Genomic DNA, 14,498 nt, shown 5'->3' with positions numbered 1-14,498 from the left:
AGCCGTCGCTTAAACCGCTAAAATGCCAGGTTAGGCAAGGCGTAAGCATAGGCAAATGAAAAAATACTTTATTGCAGGCATTTTGGTGTGGGCACCGATGTCAATCACCATTTGGGTGATTGCATGGGGTCTAGGCCTGCTCGACGGTGTTTTTGGCTCTGTAATGCATGCCATTATTGCTGTATTCCCCAGTCAGTTTGCCGCTGATCTGCAACATTTCCGTGAGTTGCCGGGTGTTGGAATTTTGATTGTTGTTTCAGTCATTATGGCTACCGGCTTGATTGCGATTAGTTTTGCTGGACAGTGGTGGATCAAGATGTGGAATAAGCAGATGAATCGCATTCCAATTGTGCGATCGATCTATTCCAGCGTTCAGCAAGTGTCATCCACTTTGTTTTCTGGCAGTGGCCAAGCTTTTAGCAAAGCATTATTAATTCGTTATCCGCATGCAGATTCTTGGGCGATTGCATTCCAGACTGGCATGCCAGCAAAAGAAGTTGCTGCCAAGTTAGGCGAGGACTACGTCAATGTATTTCTGCCAACTACGCCAAATCCAACCTCCGGATTTTTCATGATCGTCCCACGTGCACACACCATTGAATTAGAGATGAGTGTCGAAGAGGCGCTCAAACATATTGTTTCAATGGGATCCGTTCCCCCCACCAGTTCAACTGGTTTGACCGCTATTGGGTCAAACCATCATCTTTGATTTATAGGAAATTGTTATGTCGATGCGAAGCCATACCTGCGGTCAGGTAACTGAATCACTCATTGGTCAAGAAATTACTCTCTCAGGTTGGGTGAATCGTCGCCGTGACCACGGTGGTGTGATCTTTATTGACTTGCGTGATCACCAAGGTTTTGTTCAGGTAGTCTGCGATCCAGATCGCCCAGAGATGTTTGCATTGGCTGAGCAGGTTCGTAATGAGTTTTGTATTCAGATCAAAGGCTTAGTGCGTGCACGTCCTGCCGGCACTGAAAACAATGATTTAGTGAGCGGCAAGATTGAAGTGCTTTGCCATAGCTTGGTCATTCTTAATGCGTCTATTACTCCTCCATTCCAATTGGAAGATGAGAATTTATCTGAGACCACTCGCTTAACCCATCGCGTACTCGACTTGCGTCGCCCGCAAATGCAAAAGAATTTGCGTTTGCGTTACAACGTTGCCATGGAATGCCGTCGCTACTTAGATGCCGCTGGTTTCATTGATATTGAAACGCCGATGTTGACGAAGAGCACTCCTGAAGGTGCGCGCGACTATTTAGTTCCTTCACGCGTTCATGATGGCCAGTTCTTTGCGCTGCCACAGTCTCCTCAGTTGTTTAAACAGTTGTTGATGGTGGCTGGCTTTGATCGCTACTACCAAATTACAAAGTGTTTCCGTGATGAAGATTTGCGTGCTGACCGTCAGCCTGAATTTACTCAGATCGACTGTGAAACAGCCTTCTTGGATGAATTAGAAATCCGTGAGTTATTTGAAAACATGATCCGTCATATTTTCAAAACCACCATGAATGTTGAGTTGCCTAATCCATTCCCAACGATGCCTTACTCAGAAGGAATGGCGCGCTTTGGTTCAGACAAGCCAGATCTGCGTGTGAATTTTGAATTCACCGAATTGACTGACTTGATGAAAGATGTGGATTTCAAGGTGTTCTCCGGCGCAGCAAACCAAGAGGGTGGACGCGTAGTTGGTTTGTGCGTACCTGGCGGCGCTGAAATTAGCCGTAGTGAAATTGATGACTACACACAATTTGTAGCAATCTATGGTGCTAAAGGTTTGGCATGGATCAAGGTGAACTCTGTTGCTGAAGGTCGCAATGGTTTGCAGTCACCAATCGTGAAGAACTTGCATGATGCTGCGATTGAAGGCATCTTGAAGCGCACTGGCGCTAAAGATGGCGACATTATTTTCTTCGGAGCAGATAAAGAAAAAGTAGTTAATGACGCTATCGGTGGCTTGCGTTTGAAGATTGGTCACTCTGCTTGGGGTAAAGAGCATGGCCTGTCTACTGAAGGTTGGAAGCCATTGTGGGTAGTTGATTTCCCAATGTTTGAATATGATGAAGACAATGCCCGTTGGGTTGCATGTCACCATCCATTCACCAGTCCTAAAGATGAGCATATGCAATACCTCGAATCAAATCCTGGTAAGTGCTTGGCTAAAGCCTATGACATGGTTTTGAACGGTAGTGAGATTGGTGGCGGATCAGTCCGTATTCACCAAGAGGTAGTTCAGAGTCAGGTATTCCGTGCATTGAAGATCGGTGCTGAAGAAGCGCAGGCCAAGTTTGGATTCTTGTTAGATGCCTTGCAATATGGCGCACCTCCACATGGTGGTATTGCGTTCGGCTTGGATCGTATCGTCACTATGATGACCGGTGCTGAGTCTATTCGTGATGTGATCGCCTTCCCTAAAACGCAACGTGCACAGTGCTTATTGACACAGGCTCCTAGCCCAGTGGATGAGCGTCAGCTAAAAGAATTGCATATTCGTTTGCGCCAAGCTGCTCCGGCTGCTTAAGCAAGAAAGTCTTAAAGTATCTTGAAAATCCCCATTTCGGTTTTAGTAGTTATTTACAAATCGAATGGGGAGGTCTTGCTGATAGAGCGGGCCGATAAAGCCAATTTCTGGCAATCTGTCACTGGCAGTGTCGATTCCCTCGATGAGGATCTCCGGATTGCTGCTGCACGCGAAGTACTTGAAGAGACGGGAATTGATGTTGATGCTCTTCCGGTAGGTTCCTTGCAAGATATGCATCATCAGATCGAGTATGAGATCTATCCGCAGTGGCGTCACCGCTACGCTCCTGGGGTTACTAGAAATACTGAGCATTGGTTTTCATTGTTGGTGCCAGACGATACTCAAGTGCAATTGGCTCCTAGAGAGCACGTAGCCTATCAGTGGCTAGCTTTTACAGATGCTGCTAGCAAATGTTTTTCACGCAGTAATGGTGAGGCAATTTTGCAGCTATTCTCTGCACGCTAGAGTGGAAGTGACTAAGATAGAGCGATGAGACATTCATCAGGGCATCACCATTCAGCAGGAAATCCAAAGCCATCATCGGGAAACGACTGGAAAGTCATTCGTGATTTACTTCCCTATTTATTAGAGTACAGATTTAGGGTTGCGATAGCCCTGACATGCTTGGTGGCGGCTAAGGTCACCAATCTTGGTATTCCAATTTTGATGAAGCAATTAATTGATGAGCTCAATATCAAAGCGGACTCTCACCAGGCTTTATTGGTAGTACCAGCTGGATTGATTCTGGCCTATGGTCTCTTGAGGGTCTCTGCTTCCTTATTTACCGAGTTGCGCGAATCCCTTTTTGCTCTTGTCACTCAAAATGCAGTACGCAAAGTGGCTCTACAGGTTTTTGAGCATTTGCATTCCTTAGCACTCAGCTTTCATTTGGCTCGTCAGACCGGCGGAGTCAGCCGAGATATTGAACGGGGAACTCGCGGTATTCAGTCGCTGATTTCTTATTCGCTTTACAGCATCTTGCCGACTCTGATTGAGTTTTGTTTGGTGCTTGGCTACTTGGCTTACGCGTACGATATTTGGTTTGCTGTTATTACCTTGGTTGCATTGGTGCTCTACATTGCCTTTACGGTCGTAGTGACAGAATGGCGTACTCATTTCCGTCGCACTATGAATGACATGGATTCCAAGGCCAATCAGAAGGCGATTGATTCCCTGTTGAATTTTGAGACCGTAAAGTATTTTGGTAACGAAGCCTTTGAGGCTAGCCGTTACGATCAAAATCTCATTCGCTACCAAACGGCTGCTGTGAAGTCCCAAAAATCCTTAGCTGTACTCAATCTTGGGCAGCAAGCAATTATTGCCATTGGATTAGTCCTCATTTTGTGGCGAGCAACGGAGGGTGTGATCGACGGATCTATGACCTTGGGTGATTTGGTCTTGGTGAATACCTTAATGATTCAGTTGTACATTCCATTGAATTTTTTGGGTGTGATCTATCGCGAGATCAAGCAGGCTTTGACTGACATGGATCGTATGTTCTCCCTTCTCAATACAGAGAAAGAGATTGCGGATGTACCTAATGCGCAGCCTTTACATATTGACAATCAAGGCCGTGGCCCAGATGTTCGTTTTGAGAATGTCTCGTTTCATTACGATGCTAAGCGTGAAATTCTTAAAGATGTGAGTTTTAACATTCCAGCAGGAACGATTACTGCAGTCGTAGGGCAGAGCGGTGCTGGTAAGAGCACTCTAGCTCGCTTACTGTTTCGTTTCTATGACGTTCAGTCTGGCAAGATCCTGATCGATGATCAAAATATTGTGGATGTTACTCAATCTAGCTTGCGCAAGGCGATTGGTATCGTTCCGCAAGATACCGTTTTATTTAATGACACGATTGGTTACAACATTGCTTATGGCAATCCTAATGCTTCAATTGAAGAAGTTCATGAGGCTGCAAGAGCTGCGCAGATCGATCGTTTTATTCAACATCTTCCAGATGGCTATGACACTCAAGTGGGTGAGCGTGGCCTGAAGTTGTCTGGTGGCGAGAAACAACGTGTTGCGATTGCTCGTACTTTGCTTAAAAAGCCGGCGATGCTTATTTTTGATGAGGCAACATCGGCCCTAGATTCCAAAACGGAACGAGCATTTCAGGAAGAGCTGCTTGGCTTGGCTAAAAATCGTACAACTTTGATCATTGCCCACAGGCTATCCACGATTGTTCATGCTGATCAAATCTTGGTAATGGATCATGGCCAGATAGTGGAGCGTGGAACGCATGCCGAGCTTTTGGCTGCCAACGGACGATATGCTGAGATGTGGCAAATGCAAGAGCGCACCGCTCTTGATTAGAATATCTGCATGAGCCAGCAAGAAACTATTCTCAAAAATGCCTTTGCAGCCGCTTTAGCAGTTGCTGACCCCAAGAAAATCGTTCCAGAATATCTTGCCAAGATCTTTCCTCTAGGCTCAGAGCCCAAAGGAAGATGTTTGGTAGTTGGTGCAGGCAAGGCAAGTGCATCTATGGCAACCGCTCTAGAGTCCCATGCGAAGAATCATTGGCCCAATGCAGTTCTTGAGGGCGTCGTGTTGACCAGATACGGGCATCATTCTCCAGCTGGCCATATCCAAATTATTGAAGCGGGTCACCCTGTGCCCGATCAGGCTGGTATGGATGGCGCTAAAGAAATCTACCGCTTAGTAAGCGAGTTGAATCAAGGCGATATTTTGATTGCCCTGATCTCTGGCGGCGGCTCTAGCCTGCTCACTTTGCCACAGGCCGGCATCAGCATTGAAGATATGCGCAAGACTACTGAAGCGCTATTGCGTTCTGGCGCACCGATCGAGGAGATGAATGTTGTTCGTAAACACTTGTCAGCGATTCAGGGTGGAAATTTAGCAAGACTAGCAATTGCGCGAGGCGCTCGAGTTGAAGCTTTGCTGATTTCTGATGTCACGGGAGATGCGCCTGCAGATATTGCCAGCGGTCCTTGTGCACCAGATTACTCAAGCTACCAAGATGCTCTCAATATTCTGGATAAACATCACTTAGGCCCTGACTCAATTCCGGGATCTGTTTTATCTCACTTGCAGCGCGGTATTGCTGGTGAAGTTCCAGAAACTTTAAAAGAAGCTGATCTGCAAAACACCGCAGTACGCAACCATGTGATTGCTACTGCTTATAAGAGTCTTGAGGCAGCGGCAGATTATGTTCGCACACAAGGTTACGAGCCTGTGATTTTGGGTGACACGATTACTGGTGAGGCGCAGGATGTGGGTGTAGAGCAAGCCGCCTTGGCACGTCAGCATTCGCTCTCTAAGGGTGATAAGTCTGTAGCCCTTATCTCAGGTGGCGAGTGTACCGTCACCATTCCTGATGGAATAAAAGGTCGCGGTGGTCGCTGTAGCGAATATCTACTTTCACTTTTTGCAGCTTCTAAAGATATTCCTAATATTTCTGCTCTAGCTGCGGACACCGATGGTATCGATGGCAGTGAAAAGAATGCTGGTGCGTGGTTTACCCCTGAGATTCGCCAAGCTGCCAATAAGCAAGGCTTGATCCCTTCGCAGTATCTAGATCAGCACGATTGCTATGGTTTTTTTGCGCAATTAGATGCTTTGGTGGAAACTGGCCCTACACTGACGAATGTGAATGATTTCCGCATCATCTTGCTAGATAAATAATTATGACTAATACCTCAACCCAAATTCAACTGATTCAGCCAGATGATTGGCATTTGCATATTCGTGATGGTGAAGTCATGAAAGATGTATTGGCAGATACTGCGCGCCAGTTTGCGCGTGCCATCATCATGCCGAACTTGAAGCCACCAGTAACTACGGTTGATTTGGCAAATGCCTATCGCACTCGAATTGAAGCGAGTCTTCAATCATTGGGCGTGACTAGTTTTACCCCCTTGATGACTTTATATCTCACTGACAACACATCAGCTGAGGAGGTGCGCAAAGCAAAGGCTGCTGGTATTGTTGGATTTAAGTTGTATCCCGCTGGAGCAACAACCAATAGTGATGCTGGTGTCAGCGATATCCAGCGTTGTTACGCTGCACTTGAAGCGATGCAAGCAGTCGGTATGCCCTTGTTAGTCCATGGTGAAGTAACTAGTGCTGAGATTGATATCTTTGATCGCGAGGCAGTTTTCATTGATCAAGTGCTCGAGCCTTTGCGCAAAGATTTTCCTGAGCTCAAGATCGTGTTTGAACACATCACTACTAAGCAGGCTGCGCACTATGTACGTGATGCACAAACTGCTGGTAAAAATAGCTTAGCTGCCACTATCACTCCACAACACTTATTGATGAATCGCAATGCGATTTTTGCTGGCGGTATTCGTCCACATAATTATTGTTTACCGGTGCTCAAGCGTGAAGAGCATCGCGTTGCCTTGCTCGAAGCTGCAACGAGTGGCAGCCCTAGATTTTTCTTGGGCACTGATAGTGCGCCACATGCCAAGGGTGCCAAAGAGGCTGCTTGCGGTTGCGCTGGTTGTTACAGTGCTTTCAATGCGATGGGTTTATATGCTGAGGCATTTGAAGGTGTTGGCAAGTTAGATAAGCTTGAGGGCTTTGCCAGTTTCTTTGGCCCTGACTTTTATTCATTACCCCGCAATACCAAGAAAATTACTTTGGTGAAGCAGGCGCAAAACATTCCAGCGGAACTTCCTTTGGGTGATGCCACGATTGTGCCGCTTCGTGCTGGCGAGACTATTGCTTGGACTTTGGCTTAAGCCAATCTTCATTCCCATATTGCGTTTTTAAGATTAATTTCTGCGACTGCGTTAGACTGCAGGCGCAGAGTCAATTGGGCAATCGCCGCCTCTTTATTGAGGGGGAGGAAAGTCCGGACTCCATAGGGAAGGGTGATGGCTAACGGCCATCCACGGTGACGTGAGGAATAGGGCCACAGAGACGAGCGTATTTAGTTACGGTGAAACGCGGTAACCTCCACCTGGAGCAATCCCAAGTAAGCAGGCGATGAGGCGTCCCGCTGAGTCTGCGGGTAGGGAGCTTGAGCCGTCAGGTAACTGCCGGCCTAGAGGAATGATTGCCCCTAGATGCAAATCTAGGCGACAGAATCCGGCTTATCGATTGACTCTGCACTTTCCAAATACTTATTCGTCGTTCTGGATTTCAATGGAATAGGTGATTTCTGCTGTTTTGGCGAGCATGGTTGTCGCTGAGCAGTACTTTTCGTGAGAGAGCTTCACTGCACGTTCAACCTTGGCTAAATCCAGGTTTTTGCCTTTAACCGTGAAATGCAGATTAATTTTTGTGAATACCTTAGGTTCAGTCTCTGCCCGCTCGGCCGTTAACTGGACATCGCAGGCGCTAATCTCTTGACGGGCACGTTGTAGGATGAGAACCACATCAAAGGCAGAGCAGCCGCCAGTTCCAGCCAAAATCAGCTCCATAGGCCTTGGGGCGCTATTTTTACCTCCAGCTTCAGGTGGACCATCCATGGTGACTTGGTGACCGCTACCGGTTTCTGCTGAAAAGGCCATTCCGCCATTACCCAACCAAGTTACTCGACATTCCATGCTAGTGACCCCTAAATTCGAAAATTAATCAATATTATCAATAGTTTACCAATAATGGCGAACTTCAGTGGCTGGCCCAATTTTGCAAAAAAGCATCAAAAACTTGATTTTGGTCAATTTTCTTGCGTCGCACCATATATCTTGTGTAGAATAACCATATTGGTAGTCAGTCTTATACAAGACTGCGACTTACCTCCCAGTGTCTCCTCCACTTAAAACATAGGTGGATTCCAACCCAGGACTCGTTCCTGGGTTTTTTTTAGGTTACAATTCAAGGCTTTACTGAATTACCGAACCAGTCAGCGGTAATTGTTGTACCAAGTGAATTACAGAATCTGCGAGCTTGCAAACATAAGCAGGGCCAAGGTGGACGTAATTTGATTGGAGTAATTTTTTTTGACTATAACAATTTGAGAAATCATGAAAACTTTTTCTGCAAAATCCCATGAGGTAGTGCATGAATGGTTCGTGATTGACGCTACGGACAAAGTCCTCGGTCGTGTCGCCAGTGAAGTGGCACTCCGTCTACGCGGCAAGCACAAGCCTGAATACACCCCACACGTTGATACCGGCGACTTCATTGTTGTCATCAACTCTTCTAAGCTGCGTGTCACAGGCACAAAAGGCTTGAACAAAATTTATTACCGTCACAGCGGATACCCAGGTGGTATTAGCTCGACTAACTTCGACAAGATGCAAGATCGTTTCCCAGGTCGCGCTTTGGAGAAGGCTGTGAAGGGTATGTTGCCAAAAGGCCCACTAGGTTATGCCATGATTAAGAAATTAAAAGTCTACGGCGACGCCAGTCATCCGCATGCGGCTCAACAGCCAAAAGCGTTAGAGATTTAAGGAAACCAAATGGCTATTAATTACGGAAATTGGAATTACGGTACAGGACGTCGCAAGAGCTCTGTAGCACGTGTATTCATTAAATCTGGCAAAGGTGAGATTATCGTTAACGGTAAACCTATCGATGCTTACTTTGCTCGCGAAACATCACGCATGATCGCTCGTCAGCCTTTGGCTCTCACAGCCCACCTAACAACCTTTGATATCAAAGTAAACGTTAGCGGTGGCGGTGAAACTGGCCAAGCTGGTGCAGTTCGTCACGGTGTTACTCGTGCATTGATCGACTACGACAACGCATTGAAGCCAACCCTGTCTAAAGCAGGTTTGGTAACTCGCGATGCTCGTGAAGTTGAGCGTAAAAAAGTTGGTCTGCATGGCGCGCGTCGTCGTAAGCAGTTCAGCAAGCGCTAATTCTTTCAGTCGCTTAAGTTTTATCGAAAGGGTCGCGCAAGCGGCCCTTTTTGTTTCTACAATCTAGGTATTAAAGAAATAAAATTCATCAGTCAGTATTTTGGAGAATGGCATGATTAAAGTTGGCATCGTAGGTGGTACTGGATATACCGGAGTGGAATTACTGCGTTTATTAGCGCAACACCCCGAAGTCAAAATTCAGGCAATTACTTCTCGTACAGAAGCTGGCATGCCAGTGGCTGAGATGTTTCCATCTTTACGTGGACGCATTGATCTGAAATTCACGACACCCGATGAAGCTAAGTTAAATGAATGCGACGTGGTGTTCTTTGCAACGCCACATGGCGTAGCAATGGCACAAGCCAAAGAGTTGCTTGCTAACAACGTGAAGATTTTGGATCTCGCTGCTGACTTCCGTTTGAAAGACGTTAAAGAATTCGCTAAGTGGTATGGCATGGAGCATGGCTGCCCAGAAATTTTGGCTGAAGCAGTTTATGGTTTGGCAGAAATCAATCGTGAAGAAATTAAAAAAGCACGTGTAGTTGGTTTGGCTGGCTGTTACCCAACTTCTGTGCAGCTTGGGCTTGCTCCATTGCTCTCACCAAAATCTACTGGTGGCAAACAACTGATTGATGGCACGCATATTATTTCTGACTCTAAGTCGGGTACGTCTGGTGCTGGACGTAAGGCGGAGATTGGGACCTTGCTGTCAGAGTCTAGCGATAACTTCAAAGCCTATGGTGTTAAAGGCCATCGCCATCTTCCTGAAATCGTTCAGGGCTTAAAGGCAATCGCTGGTCACGATCAGATTGGTCTGACATTTGTGCCGCACTTGACGCCAATGATTAGAGGCATTCATTCAACCTTGTATGTCCGCTTGACTGAGGCTGGCATGAAAGTGGATTTCCAAAAGCTGTATGAGGACTTCTACAAAGGGGAGCCGTTTGTAGATGTAATGCCGGCTGGTAGCCATCCAGAAACGCGCTCTGTGCGGGGTAGCAATGGTTTGCGGATTGCAATCCATCGTCCTGGTGATGGTGATACTTTGGTTATTTTGGTGGTTGAGGATAACTTGGTGAAGGGTGCCTCAGGCCAGGGTGTTCAGTGTATGAACCTCATGTTTGGCTTGCCTGAGACCACTGGATTAACGCAGATTGCTGTTTCACCATAATCGGGCGTGCTGGAAAGACCCTTCAGCACACTTGGAATTAAAAGCCTAAAATAGATTATTGCCTTTTGAATTAGGAGTAAATCATGACTGAATTAGCGACACAACCAGCACAAGACTTAGCCGAGCCACCAACTCCATTGGTGTTTACGGATAGCGCTGCTGCAAAAGTAGCTGACTTGATTGCTGAAGAAGGCAATCCTGAATTAAAACTACGCGTGTTTGTTCAAGGCGGCGGTTGCTCAGGCTTTCAATACGGTTTCACATTTGATGATGCTGTGAATGAAGATGACACACTCTTTGAAAAGAATGGCGTTACTTTGTTGGTTGATTCAATGAGCTTCCAATATTTAGTTGGCGCTGAGATTGATTACAAAGAAGATATCAATGGTTCACAGTTTGTGATTAAGAATCCAAATGCGCAAACTACTTGTGGTTGCGGATCTTCTTTCTCTGCTTAAAGAGAGAAAGCAATTTAATTACGCAGGATAGCAAGCACCTAGAATTCTAGGACCCTTCGCTCCCGTAACGGCTGGCAAATTTGCTGGCCGTTTTTCTTTGTGGGCCCAAGCAAGCCATGCGAACGCAAGGCCTTCTACGAGTTGTGGATCAATGCCAAGTGCATCGCTAGTCACAATCTCCAGTGAGTTTTTAAATAAGTCTTCAGCTCTGGCTTTAAATAATTCCAATAAGGCAATATTGCGCGCACCGCCACCACAGATAACTAGCGTCTGGGTTTGCGGGGCATAGCCCTCTAAAGCTTGCAAAGCTGAGTCTGCAGTTAATTGCAATAGTGTGGCTTGAACATCTTCTGCATTAATGTTGTCTGAACCAATTTGCTTATGCAACCACTCTAGATGAAAGTCATCACGCCCCGTACTTTTGGGCGGAGCTTTTGCGAAAAATGAATCTGTCAGCATTCTTGATAACAGTGCTTGATTGACTTTGCCTTGTGATGCCCAGGTGCCGTTCTCATCAAAGGAGTGTCCTTGCTGATCCGCAATCCAAGCATCCATCAACATATTGCCGGGCCCGCAATCAAATCCTTTTACTTCACCATCTTTGGGTAATAGGGTCAGGTTAGCAATGCCGCCAAGGTTCAGCACAGCGATATTTTTACTTGTAGAAAACTGTTGCGCATGAAAGGCTGGCACCAGAGGCGCACCATGACCACCTGCCGCTAAGTCGCGACTTCTAAAGTCCGCGATGACATCAATTCCGGTCAACTCTGCCAGAAGCGCTGGATTGAGGGTTTGGTGCGTATAAGCTAAGTGATGAGCAAGATCAGCTTGGTGACGAATAGTCTGACCATGAGCGCCAATCGCGCTGATATCTGCAGGAGAAAGCTTGGTCTGACCTAGTAATTGCTTGACTGCATCCGCATAGGCTGCGGCTAAGGAGTTGCCAGCTTGGTTTTCCCGGTGAATCTCGTTTGGCCCAGGGGTCTGGAGATCTATTAGGGCTTTACGTAATTCGGGGCTAAAGGCGATGCTAACGGAGTCTAGAAGGCATGTCTCCCCTGAGGATTCAATCTTTGCCAGCACGGCATCTATCCCATCTAGGCTAGTGCCAGACATCAGGCCAATATAGAGGGATTGAGGCTTATTCATGCGGTATCAGGACTTTGTTCTCAGGAATGCGACAATTATGCTTTAGCAATCTAAATACTAATTTAATCGACTAAGTAAGTCACTAAGCTAACCCAATCAGCATGACGGCTAAACCAGAACAAAAATACCCACTGACTCCTGAAGTTTTTGCAGCCCTTGAAGTAACCAAGAGGGGTTGTGATGAGTTATTGGTCGAGGCGGATTGGATTCAGAAGCTGGCTAAGAGTCAGGCAACAGGCACACCTTTGCGTATTAAGTTAGGTTTAGATCCAACAGCGCCTGATATTCATTTGGGCCATACCGTTGTTTTGAACAAGTTACGTCAGCTGCAAGATTTGGGTCACACTGTGATTTTCTTGATTGGTGACTTCACGAGCATGATCGGCGATCCCTCTGGACGCAATGCAACGCGTCCACCCCTGACTGCTGAAGAAATTGCTGTCAATGCGCAGACCTACTATCGTCAAGCGAGCATGGTGCTCGATCCAGCTAAAACGGAAGTCCGTTACAACAGCGAGTGGTGCGATCCACTGGGTGCACGCGGCATGATTCAGTTGGCAGCGCGATACACCGTTGCGCAAATGTTAGAGCGCGATGACTTTACAAAACGCTACCGTAGTGGCGTACCGATCTCTGTACATGAGTTCTTGTACCCATTGATGCAAGGCTACGATTCTGTTGCCTTGAAGAGTGACTTAGAGCTCGGCGGTACGGATCAGAAATTTAATCTTTTAGTTGGGCGCGAGCTCCAACGTGAGTATGGCCAAGAGCCGCAATGTATTTTGACTATGCCTCTCCTCGTTGGTTTGGATGGCGTGGACAAGATGAGTAAGTCCAAAGGTAATTACATCGGCATCAGCGAGCCTGCTGGCGAGATGTTTGGCAAGCTCTTGAGTATCTCCGATGAGTTGATGTGGGATTACTTCACATTGCTCTCATTCCGCCCGATGGCTGAAATTGATTTAATGAAGCAAGAAGTTGCTGCCGGCAGAAATCCTAAAGATTGCAAAGTGCTGCTCGCACAAGAAATTGTTGCGCGCTTCCATTCTCAAGCTGCTGCAGAAAAAGCGTTGGAAGACTTTAACCATCGTGCAAAAGGCGGAATCCCAGATGACATCCCAGAAGTAAGCTTGTCTGGAGCACCAATGCAAATCGCCAATCTTCTGAAGGCTGCTGGCTTAGCCCCATCAACATCAGAAGCCAATCGCAATATCGAACAAAACGGTGTGAAGATTGATGGCGCAACAGTTACTGATAAGCAATTAAAAGTTGAGGCTGGTACTTACGTTGTACAAGTTGGTAAGCGTAAGTTCGCTAAGGTAACTCTGAATTAAGTCTTAGGACTCTATTGCGGAGTTGTTTGGCGGCGTGAGGCCAAAGTGCTCGTAAGCTAGCCTTGTAGCCATTCTTCCTCTAGAGGTTCTTTGTAGGTAGCCTTGTTGAATCAGGTAAGGCTCTAAGACATCCTCAATGGTGTCACGCTCTTCACCAATCGCTGCAGCCAAGTTATCAATACCCACCGGGCCGCCATCAAACTTATGCAAGATGGCTTCTAGTAATTTACGATCCATTACATCAAAACCACTTGGGTCGACATCGAGCATCTTCAATGCCGCATCGGCCATGGCTTTAGTAATAGTTCCGGTACCTTTAACTTCAGCATAGTCACGTACGCGACGTAATAGGCGATTGGCAATACGTGGAGTGCCTCTAGCGCGCTTCGCAATCTCAATTGATCCCTCTGGGTCAATATCAGCTTTTAGCAAGCTGGCAGAGCGCGTAATGATTTTAGTGAGCTCTTCAGTGGTGTAGAACTCGAGTCTTGCCACAATGCCAAAGCGATCACGCAGTGGGTTGGTGAGCATGCCGGCACGAGTGGTTGCGCCAATCAACGTAAATGGCTTGAGATCAATCTTGACGCTACGCGCTGCAGGACCTTCACCAATCATGATGTCTAAACTGTAGTCCTCTAGTGCTGGATAGAGAATCTCTTCAACTACAGGAGAGAGTCGATGAATCTCATCAATAAAGAGCACATCGTTTGCTTCTAAATTAGTTAGTAAAGCAGCGAGGTCACCAGGTCTATCGAGAACAGGGCCGCTAGTTTGGCGCAAGTTCACACCAAGTTCTCTGGCAATGATGTGGGCCAGGGTAGTTTTACCAAGTCCCGGAGGACCAAACAAGAGAACGTGATCTAGAGCTTCTTGACGAGCTCGAGTTGCAGTAATAAAGATTTCTAATTGGGCGCGAGCCTTCGTTTGGCCAACATACTCATCGAGCTGTTTTGGACGCAGAGCTCTTTCGAAGACGGCTTCCGAGTTTCCAGCTGCACCGCTAACGATGCGGTCATTGCCTTCCGGTAAATCTTCAGGAATTGAGCTGAGGTCTTCTGTGTGGATTGCCATACTGCAAGTGTAGT

14 protein-coding genes and 1 other RNA gene are annotated in these 14,498 nt (G+C 46.8%); 12 read left to right on the top strand and 3 right to left on the bottom strand.

Going from position 1 to position 14,498, the window contains the following annotated elements:
• The first annotated feature begins 55 nt into the window (after nucleotides 1–55).
• From ICN25_RS00570 to rnpB, 7 genes are all read left to right on the top strand, one after another.
• Entirely contained in the window at nucleotides 56–709 is a 654-nt protein-coding gene (locus ICN25_RS00570) for a DUF502 domain-containing protein (protein ID WP_216178568.1), read from the top strand.
• 16 nt (nucleotides 710–725) lie between these two features.
• Complete coding sequence (aspS, locus tag ICN25_RS00565) at nucleotides 726–2,525, top strand: aspartate--tRNA ligase (protein WP_015422041.1); 1,800 nt, start codon at nucleotides 726–728, stop codon at nucleotides 2,523–2,525.
• Nucleotides 2,526–2,546: 21 nt separating this feature from the next.
• Nucleotides 2,547–2,990 carry a dihydroneopterin triphosphate diphosphatase gene (gene nudB, locus ICN25_RS00560; protein WP_216178567.1) on the top strand — a complete coding sequence of 148 codons (444 nt, stop codon included), beginning with the start codon at nucleotides 2,547–2,549 and terminating at the stop codon, nucleotides 2,988–2,990.
• A gap of 24 nt (nucleotides 2,991–3,014) precedes the next feature.
• Nucleotides 3,015–4,838, top strand: a complete 1,824-nt coding sequence (locus ICN25_RS00555) for an ABC transporter ATP-binding protein/permease (RefSeq protein WP_216178566.1) — start codon at nucleotides 3,015–3,017, stop codon at nucleotides 4,836–4,838.
• A gap of 9 nt (nucleotides 4,839–4,847) precedes the next feature.
• Entirely contained in the window at nucleotides 4,848–6,170 is a 1,323-nt protein-coding gene (locus ICN25_RS00550; protein ID WP_216178565.1) for a glycerate kinase, read from the top strand.
• 2 nt (nucleotides 6,171–6,172) lie between these two features.
• Nucleotides 6,173–7,231 carry a dihydroorotase gene (pyrC, locus tag ICN25_RS00545; protein WP_216178564.1) on the top strand — a complete coding sequence of 353 codons (1,059 nt, stop codon included), beginning with the start codon at nucleotides 6,173–6,175 and terminating at the stop codon, nucleotides 7,229–7,231.
• A 66-nt stretch (nucleotides 7,232–7,297) separates the two neighbouring features.
• Nucleotides 7,298–7,604, top strand: an RNA gene (gene rnpB, locus ICN25_RS00540) — RNase P RNA component class A.
• A gap of 11 nt (nucleotides 7,605–7,615) precedes the next feature.
• Here the strand turns inward: rnpB and ICN25_RS00535 are convergent.
• The gene (locus ICN25_RS00535) at nucleotides 7,616–8,041 is read right to left on the bottom strand and encodes an OsmC family protein (RefSeq protein WP_216178563.1); all 426 of its coding nucleotides are present in this window, start codon (nucleotides 8,039–8,041) and stop codon (nucleotides 7,616–7,618) included.
• Between the two features lie 420 nt (nucleotides 8,042–8,461).
• Between ICN25_RS00535 and rplM the strand changes: the two genes are divergently transcribed.
• The 4 genes from rplM (at nucleotide 8,462) to erpA (ending at nucleotide 10,930) form a co-directional block, all read left to right on the top strand.
• The gene (gene rplM / locus ICN25_RS00530) at nucleotides 8,462–8,890 is read left to right on the top strand and encodes a 50S ribosomal protein L13 (protein ID WP_015422034.1); all 429 of its coding nucleotides are present in this window, start codon (nucleotides 8,462–8,464) and stop codon (nucleotides 8,888–8,890) included.
• A 9-nt stretch (nucleotides 8,891–8,899) separates the two neighbouring features.
• On the top strand, nucleotides 8,900–9,301 hold the full coding sequence (gene rpsI, locus ICN25_RS00525) for a 30S ribosomal protein S9 (protein ID WP_071466175.1): 402 nt from the start codon (nucleotides 8,900–8,902) through the stop codon (nucleotides 9,299–9,301).
• Nucleotides 9,302–9,413: 112 nt separating this feature from the next.
• Nucleotides 9,414–10,472 carry an N-acetyl-gamma-glutamyl-phosphate reductase gene (gene argC / locus ICN25_RS00520; protein WP_216178562.1) on the top strand — a complete coding sequence of 353 codons (1,059 nt, stop codon included), beginning with the start codon at nucleotides 9,414–9,416 and terminating at the stop codon, nucleotides 10,470–10,472.
• A gap of 83 nt (nucleotides 10,473–10,555) precedes the next feature.
• Nucleotides 10,556–10,930 (top strand): iron-sulfur cluster insertion protein ErpA, encoded by a 375-nt coding sequence (gene erpA / locus ICN25_RS00515; protein ID WP_068319574.1) that lies wholly within the window; start codon nucleotides 10,556–10,558, stop codon nucleotides 10,928–10,930.
• An 18-nt stretch (nucleotides 10,931–10,948) separates the two neighbouring features.
• On the opposite strand, the gene ICN25_RS00510 is transcribed toward erpA, so the two are convergent.
• Nucleotides 10,949–12,079 carry an anhydro-N-acetylmuramic acid kinase gene (locus tag ICN25_RS00510; protein ID WP_216178561.1) on the bottom strand — a complete coding sequence of 377 codons (1,131 nt, stop codon included), beginning with the start codon at nucleotides 12,077–12,079 and terminating at the stop codon, nucleotides 10,949–10,951.
• A 101-nt stretch (nucleotides 12,080–12,180) separates the two neighbouring features.
• Here ICN25_RS00510 and tyrS point away from each other — a divergent pair, with 101 nt between their 5' ends.
• Nucleotides 12,181–13,413 (top strand): tyrosine--tRNA ligase, encoded by a 1,233-nt coding sequence (tyrS, locus tag ICN25_RS00505; RefSeq protein WP_216178560.1) that lies wholly within the window; start codon nucleotides 12,181–12,183, stop codon nucleotides 13,411–13,413.
• A 3-nt stretch (nucleotides 13,414–13,416) separates the two neighbouring features.
• Here tyrS and ruvB read toward each other — a convergent pair whose 3' ends face one another.
• Entirely contained in the window at nucleotides 13,417–14,484 is a 1,068-nt protein-coding gene (gene ruvB, locus ICN25_RS00500) for a Holliday junction branch migration DNA helicase RuvB (RefSeq protein WP_216178559.1), read from the bottom strand.
• Nucleotides 14,485–14,498: the final 14 nt, after the last annotated feature.

This window comes from Polynucleobacter sp. 80A-SIGWE, assembly GCF_018882295.1.
In the GTDB taxonomy this organism is placed as follows: domain Bacteria; phylum Pseudomonadota; class Gammaproteobacteria; order Burkholderiales; family Burkholderiaceae; genus Polynucleobacter.
This window is presented reverse-complemented; position numbering and strand designations above follow the sequence as displayed.

Excerpts from the sequence above, each read along its gene's own strand:
- ICN25_RS00570 (WP_216178568.1), top strand. The coding sequence starts at position 56 with ATGAAAAAATACTTTATTGCAGGCATTTTGGTGTGGGCACCGATGTCA.
- aspS (WP_015422041.1), top strand. The coding sequence starts at position 726 with ATGTCGATGCGAAGCCATACCTGCGGTCAGGTAACTGAATCACTCATT.
- ICN25_RS00555 (WP_216178566.1), top strand. The coding sequence starts at position 3,015 with ATGAGACATTCATCAGGGCATCACCATTCAGCAGGAAATCCAAAGCCA.
- ICN25_RS00550 (WP_216178565.1), top strand. The coding sequence starts at position 4,848 with ATGAGCCAGCAAGAAACTATTCTCAAAAATGCCTTTGCAGCCGCTTTA.
- pyrC (WP_216178564.1), top strand. The coding sequence starts at position 6,173 with ATGACTAATACCTCAACCCAAATTCAACTGATTCAGCCAGATGATTGG.
- ICN25_RS00535 (WP_216178563.1), bottom strand. The coding sequence starts at position 8,041 with ATGGAATGTCGAGTAACTTGGTTGGGTAATGGCGGAATGGCCTTTTCA.
- rplM (WP_015422034.1), top strand. The coding sequence starts at position 8,462 with ATGAAAACTTTTTCTGCAAAATCCCATGAGGTAGTGCATGAATGGTTC.
- rpsI (WP_071466175.1), top strand. The coding sequence starts at position 8,900 with ATGGCTATTAATTACGGAAATTGGAATTACGGTACAGGACGTCGCAAG.
- argC (WP_216178562.1), top strand. The coding sequence starts at position 9,414 with ATGATTAAAGTTGGCATCGTAGGTGGTACTGGATATACCGGAGTGGAA.
- erpA (WP_068319574.1), top strand. The coding sequence starts at position 10,556 with ATGACTGAATTAGCGACACAACCAGCACAAGACTTAGCCGAGCCACCA.
- ICN25_RS00510 (WP_216178561.1), bottom strand. The coding sequence starts at position 12,079 with ATGAATAAGCCTCAATCCCTCTATATTGGCCTGATGTCTGGCACTAGC.
- tyrS (WP_216178560.1), top strand. The coding sequence starts at position 12,181 with ATGACGGCTAAACCAGAACAAAAATACCCACTGACTCCTGAAGTTTTT.
- ruvB (WP_216178559.1), bottom strand. The coding sequence starts at position 14,484 with ATGGCAATCCACACAGAAGACCTCAGCTCAATTCCTGAAGATTTACCG.